The organism is Flavobacterium oreochromis, from assembly GCF_019565455.1.
Taxonomy (GTDB): Bacteria; Bacteroidota; Bacteroidia; order Flavobacteriales; family Flavobacteriaceae; genus Flavobacterium; species Flavobacterium oreochromis.
In genome coordinates this window covers 1,456,684-1,469,702 of sequence record NZ_CP067377.1, presented here as the reverse complement: position 1 = coordinate 1,469,702, position 13,019 = coordinate 1,456,684, and the positions used below count along the sequence as shown (strand labels likewise).

The window sequence follows — 13,019 nt, the reverse complement described above, 5'->3', positions numbered from 1 at the left end:
ATTTCACTTATAAACACAAGACTCTTTAAATTGTTTTTTTATTAAATAGAAATACAAAAAGAAGGAAAAACCTCCTCCCATATTATCTCTTTTTAAAATAATTTATAATTAGTAAAACGCTAATTAATAACTAAAGTATATTATTCTTAAACTAATTTTCTATTTTATGATCCATAAAAGTATAATAGGTATTTTTATATCCTGAAATTTTAGTATCTGTAAATCTTATACTTTCCCCTACGAATTCAAATTCATATTCATCGATTGCTTCATTTACATCAAAAACTTCATAAAACTTACCATTTTCAACCCACCAAGTTCCTTTTCGATACGTTTCATTTACATTATCTTTTTGATCAATTAGAACAAAAGAAAAGACACAACTACCATTAGCAAAACGACATGTTTTCCACTGTTTACTAATTCCTTTTTCTAACTGTTCTACTTCTGATCCTTCCCAACAACCTACAAATCTAGGGTCTATCATTTTCCCTTCCATCTGAGCAGAACTTACACCTATGCTTAATAACGTCATTAATAAAAACAATACCTTTTTCATCACTTACATTTTTTAGCAAAATCTTTTTAACTACGATTCTGATGATTATTACACATTTAGTAAAAAATAATGTTTTTTAGTTTTTGTTTATTTTTATACAATATATGTATTTTTTTTATTAAAAATATTTTTTATTTATTTATTTTAATAATATATAAATATATTTTCTTTATAGTTTGTTAAAATATTTAATAAAATAATAATTAATTCAAGTTACCAGTTGATTCATTTACTTAATTTCGATCTGAATACAAACAAAGTCAACTCTATTCTAAATCCATCTAAAGTAACCACATGTATGATTGTTTTGAATAATTTTTAATAGCACTGATAGTTTTTTCTACTGTTTTTCTCATTTTTAGTTTTTCTAATTTTTGTTCTAAAGTGTCAATTCTTTTGAATTAGATTTTCGTTGAATTTTTAAAAAATACATTTTCTCTCAAAAGCAGAATCTAAATAGGCGCTTTCTCAATAAATAAAGACTTCAATAGGTAATTTATCTATCATTTATTTTCCTTATAAGCTTTTACACCAGCTCTTTTTCTTAACGTAAAATAAAACTTACAATCTCAAATCATTCATAAAGAAGTTTATCTATTTTATCAAAATACCTATTGAATCTACTCTTATCTAATATATTAGGAATAAAAAATCTATATTGCTTTATAAATTGAATAGCAGAACTATGATTTCCGTAAAAACTTGTAAAGAAAATAATTGGAGTTAGAATAATCTCGCTATTCACCTACTTGTCTTCTTATAGCTTCTTTGTGTGAATTGCTTATAAAATTTCACCGATTAAACAAAAAATTGAAATAGTTTTGTCATTTCAAAACATTGTTTCGTTCTTTGGTCAGCAAAACAAATTTACTATAACTACATAACTAGTAGCTTAAATAAATTAACTTGAAGCCTAACATATTAATATAAAAATATTTTAAAATTACATACTTTTCCACCCCTATATAATAACAAATGAAACGATTATTCCCTATCTTATCTTATATATTCCACCCTTTATTTATATCCTTTTATACGATAGTAATTTATTTATTCAGTATAAAATCTAATAATTTTATAAATGAAATAAATTATATTTACAAAGCATTTATTATTACTGTTTTCATTCCTCTAATTATTTTCTATCTACTTATTCGATTTAAAAAAATAGAAAACAGTATGATCAATAATGTAAATGAACGAAAAACACCTCTTTTCCTGCAATTAATTTCATATTTCATTACCACCCTTTCTTTAGTTCATTATAGCGATCGTTATTTATTAAACTATTTTATAGCAAGCGGCATTAGCACAATTATTGCGTTATATTTTACTTTTTTAAATAAAAAAATCAGTTTACACATGCTTAGTATAACCGGTATGAGTTCGTGGATAATTCTTAACCATATAAAATTAGATTCTTTATATTTTCTATGTTTGACAATAACTCTTCTAGTCCTAAGTTCTTGTGTTGCCATATCAAGATTAGTAATGAAAGCACACACCCGAACTGAATTAATACTAGGTACTCTTAGCGGAATTATTCCTCAAATAATTTTATTTATATTGCAACAATGAATACTTAATACTCTATTAAAAAGAATAACTATTTATAGAATATAAAACATTAATCCAAAATTTAAGGAACGAATTTTTCCAGAGTTCTCATCAAATAGTGTTTTCTTAAAAAAGTCATTTAATCCATAAGACACATAGATATTTCCACTATTATACCCAGCTGTTAGATAAACCGAATAAAGGAAACGGTTAAAATCTGGATTATTAACCACTTTATATTCATATTTAGAATCAATAAATTGAGATTGATTATATAACACATAACTCGCTTTTACTCCTCCATAAATCCGCCAAAAACGATGACTTTGAGGTGTAGAATTACGCCAACGAAACTCTAGAGGCACATCGACTGTTACAAATGACAAGCGATTTTTATCATAGATCTGATCCTTAGGAATAATAGAATAGTTAACAGTAAATTCATTTTTTTTGATAAGCAAATTTTGTTTAAAATTAGAGTAAGAAAAACCCATACCTGGTGCTACTGCAAAGGTTCGTAATTTATTAACAGGTATATCCCTCAAAAAGCCTAAAAAAATACTACCTGAAGTTGAATTTTGAGAAACTCCATAGGGTTTATTTTTAAGTATATTATAAGTAATCCCAAAATAGAATTGATCTTCTCTATAGAGAGAATCCAACACCTTTATTTCTGGCAGATTTTGTGAAAAACCAAAAAATGAGATAAAAAAAACTAATAGAAAAGATCGTTTCATAAATATAAAAATCAATAAGAATATAAAAATAAAAAAATGCCTCTCAAAAGAGAGGCATTTAAAGAAAGTTTTTATAATTAAGCGTGATGTAATTCTTGTTCTCCTTCTTTCATCGGAACAGTTTGAGGTACAAAATCATCCTCATGTCCTGGCTTAGAATAATCATAAGCCCAACGGTGCACTGTAGGTAATTCACCTGGCCAGTTACCATGAATATGCTCAACAGGCGCAGTCCACTCTAATGTATTTGATTTCCAAGGATTTTGTTCTGCTTTCTTACCATAGAAAATACTATAGAAGAAATTCCACATAAATATTAACTGAAATACTGCTCCAATTAATGCAAAAACAGTAATTATCACGTTAACATCAGCTAGATCATCAAACAAAGGAAAGTTTGAATTTGTATAATAACGACGTGGTAAACCAGCCATACCGATAAAATGCATTGGATAGAAAACTCCATAAGCACAAACTGCTGTAATCCAAAAATGGATATATCCTAATGTTTTATTCATCATTCTACCAAACATTCTAGGGAACCAATGGTAAACCCCAGCAAAGAAACCATATAATGCAGAAATACCCATTACTAAGTGGAAGTGAGCTACTACGAAATATGTATCATGAACATTGATATCTAATGTAGAGTCCCCTAAAATAATACCTGTTAAACCTCCTGAAATAAATGTAGAAACTAAACCTATAGAGAATAACATGGCAGGATTCATTTGTAAATTTCCCTTCCATAAAGTAGTAATATAATTAAAAGCTTTTACAGCAGAAGGAATTGCAATCAACAACGTTGTAAAGGTAAATACTGATCCTAAGAAAGGGTTCATTCCTGACAAGAACATATGGTGCCCCCAAACGATAGTTGATAAGAAAGCAATAGCTAACATTGAAGCAATCATTGCACGGTAACCGAAAATTGGTTTACGAGCATTTGTAGCAATAATTTCAGATGTAATACCTAACGCAGGTAATAATACAATATATACTTCAGGGTGTCCTAAAAACCAGAATAAGTGTTCAAATAAAACAGGTGAACCTCCTTGATAATGTAATACTTCACCAGAAATAAAAATATCTGATAAAAAGAAAGATGTACCTAAACTTCTATCCATAATCAACATTAATGCTGCTGATAATAATACAGGGAAAGAAACGATACCAATAATTGCTGTAATAAAGAAAGCCCAAACGGTTAATGGTAAACGAGTCATTGACATCCCTTTCGTTCTTAAATTAATAACTGTAACTACATAATTCAAAGATCCCATTAAAGAAGATGCAATGAAAATAGCCATTGAAGCTAACCATAAAGTCATACCTGTACCTGAACCTGGAATTGCTTGTGGTAAAGCAGATAGTGGAGGATAAATAGTCCAACCTGCTGATGCTGGCCCTGACTCAACAAATAATGAACAGATCATCACTACTGCAGATAAAAAGAATAACCAGTAAGAAACCATATTCATAAATCCTGAAGCCATATCACGAGCTCCAATTTGTAATGGAATAAGTAAGTTACTAAAAGTACCACTTAATCCTGCTGTTAATACAAAGAATACCATTATAGTACCATGTATCGTAACTAATGCTAAATAAATATCATTACGCATTACTCCTCCTGGAGCCATTTTTTCACCTAAAAGCATTTTGAAAATCCCAAAAGACTCTTCAGGCCATGCAATTTGCATACGGAATAATAAAGACATTACTACCCCAATGATTCCCATTATAATACCTGTGATAAGGTATTGTTTAGCAATCATTTTATGATCAATACTAAAAATATATTTAGTAATGAACGTATCTTTATGGTGGTGTGCGTGATCGTGATCGTGTGCGTGATCGTGCTCATGTGCTGCTGCCATATATTTCTATTTAAGTTTCTTGATTACGTTATATTATTTTTTAACAGCTGTTGAATCAGCTACTTCAGCTACCATTACAGTATCCGCTTTTTTAGGAGCATCCACTTCTTTTTTAGCTCCTGCTGCTTCAGCTGCTTTAGCAGCTTGCTCTTCTTTCACAGCTTTAACAATAGTACCTTTATCTTTTAACCATGCTTGGAACTGATCAGGGGTATCCACCACAATTTTCATTTGCATATTGTAGTGAGAAGCACCACAAATTTTGTTACATAAAACTAAATAGTCAAAAGTATAAGGATCTAAAGCTGTTTTACCTTGCGCTACTAATTCAGCACTTTTTTTCGCTCTAATCTTATTAATTGCAGCTACTTTTTCTACAATTGCAGGATCTTGACGCATTTCATCTGTTGTCATAGTAGGCGTAAAGGCAAACTCAGTTACCATACCTGGCACACAGTTCATCTGCGCTCTAAAGTGAGGCATATAAGCGGAATGAATAATATCTTGTGAACGTAATTTAAACAATACCTTTTTACCTTTAGGAATATGCAATTCTTGAACTGCAATATCATCTTGCGCGTTTGGATCATTTAAATCGACTCCTAAAGTATTAACACCTTCAATTAAACGAACATTAGCTTTACCTAATACATTATCTTTACCCGCATAACGAGCTTCCCAGCTAAATTGCTTTGCATATAATTCTACAACTAATACTTCTTCATCTTCATCAACAAACATGATATTTGTCCATGTATAAAGACCATAAAGAATTAAACCTGCTAAAGTTATTACTGGAATGATAGTCCATATAAACTCTAATTTATCGTTATCTGCATAGTACAAAGCTTTTCTACCCGCTTCTCCACGATATTTAAAAGCAAAATAATGTAATAATACTTGTGTAATTGCTTGTACTAAAAATATAATCCCTAATGAAATACTCATCAAACGATCATAATCAGGGCCATGTTCAGATCCTGGTGTACCCAAAGCTAAATGTCCCCATTTTAACAATCCATAGATCATGAAAATGTAAAGGAATCCAAGAAAACCCATCATTAAATATCCATGAACTTTATTATCATTATCGGTAGCAATTTGTGAATCATCACCTTTTCTACCCACTTGAGTCAAGTCGAAAATTTTAGTCATTTGCCATATAGCAATCGATAATAAGACTAAAACTGTTAGAACCAACAAAGTTGTCATCTGTTTTCTTGTTTAATTATTAATAATGAAAATGTTTACTTTCTTCGATATAAGGATTACCTTTTGCTAATAAAGGAGCTTTAGTTAAAGCAGTAAATACAACGTAAATAAATAAACCTGCAAAGAAAGCTACCGATCCAATTTCTGCCGCACCAATAAACCATTGATCTCCTACTGTAGCAGGGAAAATCATATTATGGAAATCTAAATAGTGACCACATAAAATTACGACACCAGCCATAGTAATAATCCAAGGCACTCTTTTAAAATCAGAATTAATTAAAATTAATAATGGAAAAATAAAATTCATTACAACCATACCGAAGAATGGTAAATTATAATTTTCAATTCTAAATTTAAAATAAGTAACTTCTTCAGGGATATTAGAATACCACATTAACATGAACTGAGAGAACCATAAATAAGTCCAAAATACAGAAACACCAAACATAAACTTAGCTAAGTCATGGAAGTGGCTATTGTTAATAAACTCTAAATATCCATTTGATTTTAGATATAATGTAATTAAAGCAATTACAGTAATACCACTCACAAAGAAAGAAGCAAACACATACCAGCCGAATAATGTAGAGAACCAGTGTGGATCTACTGACATAATCCAATCCCAAGACATCATTGATTCAGAGACTAAGAAAAATGCTAAGAATGCTGCAGATGCTTTAAAGTTCTTTTTATAATATCCTAGATCTTTTGTTTCATCTAAAGCTAATGAATTTTTACGAGTGTAATGACGATAAAATATCCAACCTCCTAAAAATACAGCCGCTCTAATTAAGAAGAAAGGTACATTTAAATATCCTGATTTTCCTTGAATTAAATGATCATGAGCCACTACTTCAGGGTCCATCCAAATAAACAAATGATTAATATGAACTCCTGCTAATACTAATAACACAAATATTACGATACCTCCAGGTACTATATAAGATGTTATTGCTTCCATTACTCTAAATAAAGCTGGAGACCAACCTACCTGAGCAGCCCATTGAATAGCATAAAATGCTAATACTCCTAATGAGATTAGAAAGATAAACAATGCACCTACATATAATGCAGCCCATGGTTTATTCTGTAATTGATGGAACACATGTTCAACATGTGCTTTATGATCATCATGTGAAGCTACTTCAGCGTGTACCGCAACTTTTTCTTCATGTTTTACTTCTTTGTGAGAATCAGCTTCTGCATGAGCTGCTTTCACATCTTTAGCCAGTGTATCTAATCCTTCTGTAGTAGTCACAGCAGAATCAGTTGCAACTATTTTATTATCAACATGAGTTTCCTCTTTATGTTCAGAAGTCATTTCATGCTTAGCTTCAGCATGGGCTGGCGCAGCATGGTGTTCACCATGTGCATCAGCTGCTAATATTTTTTCTACGTCCTCAGTAGTCTTAGGTGCATTGAAAAAACCATACCCTATTCCTAAAAGACCAAGTGCCATTAGGACAAATGATAAGGTTCTTAATTTGCTTGAAAATGTATACATAACTTAATCGCGTATTTTATTATTTTAATTCAGACTTAAGTTTCATTACGTACTCAGCCACTTGCCATCTTTCTTTTTTATTCAATTGATTAGCATGTGAACCCATTGCATTTAAACCATACGTTTCTACGTGAAAAACACTACCTATAGTAATTGCACGATCTTTATAACTAGGTACCCCTAAGAACTTTTCTCTTTGAACTAACTTTCCTTTACCATCTCCTTTTTCACCGTGGCAAGAAATACAGTAAATATCAAATAATTCTTTACCTTTTTCCATATTCACAGCAGAAGAATCTAAAGGCGATTTCATTAATTTTGATGCTTCGTAACCAGCTGGTGTATTAGGTAATTCATATGGAACAAAACCTCTCTTGATAGAACCTTGAGCTGGCAACTGTCCTTCTTTACCATTTTTAAAAGCATTTGATTCTGAATAAGTTTCATAAGCCACTGATTCATACATGTTTGGAAAAAACTGATAGTTTGGCTTATCATCACTTTTACATGAAAACAGTAATGAAGATAACCCCATTATTGCTGTTAAGGAATATACTACTCTTCTCATAATCTTATTAATGCTTTTCTACCACTTTTACTTCCACAGCACCTGTGCTTTGCAAGAAAGAAGTTAATTCGTCTTCATTATTATTAACAGCCACCTCCATTAAAAAATGGTCGTCTGTTGTACGTACATCTGGATTTTCTGCTTCTTTAAATGGCCATAACTTACTTCTCATGTAAAAAGTAATTACCATTAAGTGAGCTGCAAAAATACAGTTTCTTCAAACATTACCGGCACAAAAGCTGGCATATTCTGATAAAATGCAAAACTTGGTTTACCCCCAATATCTTGAGGCCAGTCATTAATCATGATATTATTTAATAACCAAGTGGCAAATGATAAACCTGTACATCCATATAAGAATGCTGCAATAGCAATTCTTGTAGGTGCTAACCCCATTGCTTTATCTAAACCGTGAACCGGGAATGGAGTATAGACTTCTTCGATATGGTGATGTGCTTTACGGGTAGCTTTTACTGCATCCATTAACACATCATCATCATTATATAGTGCATGTATAACTTTATGACTCATGACTTATTAGTGATTATCGTGATTATGACCATTTTTTTCTCTATCTGCTTTGTAATTATCACCAGAAGTTTTTAAGATTGTTTTAACCTCTGCTTGTGCCACCACTGGGAATGTTCTAGAATATAACAAGAACAATACAAAGAAGAAACCAATTGTACCAACAAAGATACCTATATCAACAAATGTTGGAGAGAACATTGTCCATGATGATGGTAAGTAATCACGGTGTAATGAAGTTACAATAATTACGAAACGTTCAAACCACATACCAATGTTTACTACAATTGAGATAATGAATGAGAACATGATACTTGTTCTTAATTTTTTAAACCACATGAACTGTGGAGAAAATACGTTACAAGTCATCATTCCCCAATAAGACCACCAGTAAGGACCTGTAGCACGATTTAAGAAAGCATATTGCTCATACTCTACTCCTGAATACCAAGCTACGAATAATTCCGTAATATAAGCACATCCTACAATGGAACCTGTGATCATAATAACGATATTCATTAATTCGATATGTTGAATTGTAATATAATCTTCAAGATTAGAAACTTTTCTCATGATGATTAGTAATGTATTTACCATTGCAAAACCTGAGAAAATTGCACCTGCAACGAAGTAAGGAGGTAATATGGTAGTATGCCATCCTGGAATAACTGAAGTTGCAAAGTCAAATGATACAATAGTGTGTACAGAAAGTACTAAAGGAGTTGCTAAACCAGCCAATACAAGAGAAACCTCTTCAAAACGTTGCCAATCTTTTGCTCTACCTGACCATCCAAAAGATAATATTGAGTAAATATGTTTTGTAAATGGAGTTACAGCACGATCACGTAACATTGCAAAGTCAGGTAATAAACCAGTCCACCAGAAAACTAATGATACTGATAAATACGTTGAGATTGCGAATACGTCCCATAATAAAGGCGAGTTAAAGTTAACCCATAACGAACCAAACTGATTTGGAATAGGTAATACCCAATAACCTAACCATGGACGTCCCATGTGAATAATTGGGAATAAACCAGCCTGAACTACTGAGAAGATAGTCATTGCTTCAGCAGAACGGTTAATGGCCATTCTCCATTTTTGACGGAATAATAATAATACAGCAGAAATTAATGTACCCGCGTGACCGATACCTACCCACCATACGAAGTTGGTAATATCCCATGCCCAACCTACTGTTTTATTTAACCCCCAGGTACCAATACCTTCGGTTATAGTGTATAGCATACAGCTAGCTCCCCAAAGGAACATAGCTAATGCGATATAAAATACTGTCCACCATTGTTTGTTCGCTTTTCCTTCTACAGGACGAGCTACGTCTACCGTTACATCATGGTAGCTTTTGCTACCAAGTACTAAAGGCTTTCTGATAGGTGCTTCGTAATGAGACGACATAATCCTTTATCTTATTTCAATTAATATTAATTTCTAACTTTAACTTGGTAAACCACGTTTGGCTGTGTACCGATGTGCTCTAATAAATGGTAAGAACGATCGCCCGCAGCTAACTTAGCTACTTGAGATTCTTTATCATTTACATCACCAAATACCATTGCTCCTGATGTACACGCATTAGAACATGCTGTTTGGAACTCACCATCTTGAATTACGCGACCTTCATTTTTCGCTTTTAAGATAGTAGCTTGAGTCATTTGGATACACATTGAACATTTCTCCATAACTCCACGAGAACGTAAGTTTACATCTGGATTTAAAGCCATACGTCCTAAATCATCATTCATATGGTAGTTAAACTCATCATTTTGATTATATAAGAACCAGTTAAAACGACGTACTTTATAAGGACAGTTATTTGCACAGTAACGAGTACCTACACAACGGTTGTATGCCATATGGTTTTGACCTTGACGACCGTGTGATGTAGCAGCCACAGGACATACAGTTTCACATGGAGCATGATTACAGTGCTGACACATTACAGGTTGGAAAGCAACTTGTGGGTTTTCAGATGGGTCTTCCATATCTCTTAAAGTAGAAATAGACGCCATTAAACCTTCAGTAGCAGCTTTAGTTTTGTTATCACCATCAAAAGTAGTTTCTGAAGAATAATATCTATCAATACGTAACCAGTGCATATCACGGCTTCTTCTTACTTCTGATTTACCTACAACTGGTACATTATTTTCTGCATGACATGCAATAACACATGCTCCACAGCCTGTACAAGCGTTCAAATCAATAGATAAATTAAAGTGGTGACCAATAGTTCTATCGAAAGACTCCCATAAATCTACTGATGTAGAAGGTACTTCTTTATGATCTAAAGATACTACAGGCATTACATTCCATTCAGCTGCATCTTTAGTATTAAAAATTTCTAAAGTAGTTTCTTTAATGATATCATTACGACCCATTAATGTTTTTTGTAACTGCACACAAGCAAATTCATGCTCATCATTTCCTTTTTCAACAGAAACATTTTGTACAGTATTGAAGTTAACATAAGCAGGGTAAGCATTAACACCTACTTGCATCTCTTCTTTTAAAGATGCCTTACGACCATAACCTAAAGCTAAACCAATAGTTCCTTTAGCCTGACCAGGTTGAATCATTACTGGAACATTTTCTAGTTTAACTCCTCCTACAGTAAGAGTAGCTGTATGACCATTTAAACCTCCGTTTGCAACATTCCAATTTTCAATACCTAGTTTTTCAGCATCCGCTTTAGACATTGTTACATAATTATCCCAAGAAGCACGAGTAATTGGATCTGGGAATTCTTGTAACCATGGGTTATTAGCTTGTTGACCATCCCCCATACCTGTTTTAGTATATAATACTAACTCCATACCTGCTGATTTAGCGTTAGCTAAACTAGCTGCTGCTGCATTGAAATCAGATCCGGCACCACCAGCTGTAGGTAAAGATATAAATTCAACTCCATCGTGTACTAATTGATTCCAAGTTTTAGCACCTGTATAAGCACTACGAATATAGTCATAATATGATTGAGCATTTCCAGTCCATGATAATAAAGCATCTTGGAACTGAACTGTATCAAATAATGGACGAATAGTAGGTTGTGTGATAGCATAGCTACCTTTTACAATACTTACATCACCCCATGATTCTAAATAATGAGGAGTAGCTATAGCAATGGTAGAAGCTAAAGCTGTCTCATCTTCTTTCATTGTGAAAGTAATCGCTAATTTTACTTTTTTCAATGCGTCTGTAAATTCCTTACTGTTAGATAAAGTATAAACAGGATTCACACCATTCATAATTAAGGTGTGAACAGCACCAGCATTCATATCGGCAATTAATTGTTTAACATCAGCATTATTCCCTTTACGGATCTGACGTGTATTACCTGTTATAAAAGCTTCGCTTGATAAAGCACGGTTAATTGCTAATACTAATAGTTGAGCATTTTTATCATCAATACCAGAAACTAGAACACCTTTAGATCCAGCTGCTTTTAATTGCTGAGCTGCTTTTGCAACTTCAGGATTGTTAGCAGAACCAACTGTAGAGCCTGTTACAACATTATAAATCTGAACTAAAGCTTGTTTTTGTTGTGCAACCGTCATTGGAACACGTTTATCAGCAGCAGCACCAGATAATGTCATGTTAGCTTCAAACTGATAGTGTTTAGACATTTTTCCATTTTGAGGAATACGTCCTTGAGCATATGCAGCATCAAAACCACCTCCCTGCCAGTCTCCTAAGAAATCAGCACCAACAGACACAATTACACTAGCTTTTGAGAAATCGTAATCAGCTAAAGCTCTTTCCCCATAAACCATTTGAAAAGCATCTAAAGCTTCTGATGAAGATACTGCATCATACACTACATGTTTAGCATTAGGGTTAACAGTTAAGAATTGAGCAATTAAGCGATCTGTAGATGGAGAAGCAGAAGTATTAGTTAATAAAACCACTTTTCCCCCCTTAGCTTTTGCTTCAGCAATACTTGCTTTAATCATTGCATTTGCCTCAGTCCAAGATGACTCTTTCCCTGCTATTTTAGAAGTTTTTAAACGCAAACTATCATATAGCGATAACACAGACGCATGAACACGAGCATTAGCATGGAAGTTAGCTCCTTCCATTTTGTTATTTTCAATCTTAATAGGACGACCTTCACGAGTCTTTACCAAGATATTAGCAAAATCAAAACCATCCGAGAATGAAGTAGCATAATAATCTGCAATTCCAGGAATGATTTCCTCAGGTTGAACTACATAAGGGATAGACTTATGCACTGGACCTTCACAAGCTGCTAAAGTAGCTGCAGCCGTGCTGAATCCTACATACTTAAGAAAATCACGACGTGTTGTATTAGACGATGCAAGTGTAGCAGCATCACCTAAAAACTCATCTGTTGGAATTTCTTCAACAAACTCGTTATTTCTAAGCGTCTCAACAATAGAGCTATTTTCGTTTAGCTCTTCAACACTTTTCCAGTATTTTTTGTTTGATGACATAT

General features: G+C 32.8%; 9 protein-coding genes and 2 pseudogenes. 1 reads left to right on the top strand and 10 read right to left on the bottom strand.

What is annotated here, in order from left to right:
• Nucleotides 1-151 precede the first annotated feature (151 nt).
• Together JJC03_RS07040 and JJC03_RS19400 are read right to left on the bottom strand one after the other, a co-directional pair.
• Nucleotides 152-559, bottom strand: coding sequence for a hypothetical protein (locus JJC03_RS07040; protein WP_088397888.1), 408 nt, complete (start codon nt 557-559; stop codon nt 152-154).
• Between the two features lie 225 nt (nt 560-784).
• A pseudogene (locus tag JJC03_RS19400) lies at nt 785-1,376 on the bottom strand (IS982 family transposase).
• Between the two features lie 158 nt (nt 1,377-1,534).
• Between JJC03_RS19400 and JJC03_RS07035 the strand changes: the two are divergent.
• Complete coding sequence (locus JJC03_RS07035; RefSeq protein WP_235874220.1) at nt 1,535-2,137, top strand: hypothetical protein; 603 nt, start codon at nt 1,535-1,537, stop codon at nt 2,135-2,137.
• A 32-nt stretch (nt 2,138-2,169) separates the two neighbouring features.
• On the opposite strand, the gene JJC03_RS07030 is transcribed toward JJC03_RS07035, so the two are convergent.
• The 8 genes and pseudogenes from JJC03_RS07030 to JJC03_RS06995 all read right to left on the bottom strand — a co-directional run bounded on the left by JJC03_RS07030 (nt 2,170) and on the right by JJC03_RS06995 (nt 13,017).
• Nucleotides 2,170-2,853 carry a porin family protein gene (locus JJC03_RS07030; protein ID WP_103714770.1) on the bottom strand — a complete coding sequence of 228 codons (684 nt, stop codon included), beginning with the start codon at nt 2,851-2,853 and terminating at the stop codon, nt 2,170-2,172.
• A gap of 77 nt (nt 2,854-2,930) precedes the next feature.
• On the bottom strand, nt 2,931-4,733 hold the full coding sequence (locus JJC03_RS07025) for a cytochrome c oxidase subunit I (RefSeq protein WP_088397885.1): 1,803 nt from the start codon (nt 4,731-4,733) through the stop codon (nt 2,931-2,933).
• A 33-nt stretch (nt 4,734-4,766) separates the two neighbouring features.
• Nucleotides 4,767-5,945: a cytochrome c oxidase subunit II gene (locus JJC03_RS07020; protein ID WP_235874219.1), complete on the bottom strand. Its 1,179-nt coding sequence runs from the start codon at nt 5,943-5,945 to the stop codon at nt 4,767-4,769.
• A 19-nt stretch (nt 5,946-5,964) separates the two neighbouring features.
• Nucleotides 5,965-7,452: a cation-translocating P-type ATPase gene (locus JJC03_RS07015; protein WP_088397883.1), complete on the bottom strand. Its 1,488-nt coding sequence runs from the start codon at nt 7,450-7,452 to the stop codon at nt 5,965-5,967.
• Between the two features lie 19 nt (nt 7,453-7,471).
• Entirely contained in the window at nt 7,472-8,020 is a 549-nt protein-coding gene (locus JJC03_RS07010; RefSeq protein WP_088397882.1) for a c-type cytochrome, read from the bottom strand.
• 7 nt (nt 8,021-8,027) lie between these two features.
• Nucleotides 8,028-8,551, bottom strand: a pseudogene (locus JJC03_RS07005) (DUF3341 domain-containing protein).
• Between the two features lie 6 nt (nt 8,552-8,557).
• Nucleotides 8,558-9,964 carry an NrfD/PsrC family molybdoenzyme membrane anchor subunit gene (nrfD, locus tag JJC03_RS07000; protein WP_088397881.1) on the bottom strand — a complete coding sequence of 469 codons (1,407 nt, stop codon included), beginning with the start codon at nt 9,962-9,964 and terminating at the stop codon, nt 8,558-8,560.
• A 26-nt stretch (nt 9,965-9,990) separates the two neighbouring features.
• Nucleotides 9,991-13,017: a TAT-variant-translocated molybdopterin oxidoreductase gene (locus tag JJC03_RS06995; protein WP_088397880.1), complete on the bottom strand. Its 3,027-nt coding sequence runs from the start codon at nt 13,015-13,017 to the stop codon at nt 9,991-9,993.
• Nucleotides 13,018-13,019 lie beyond the last annotated feature (2 nt).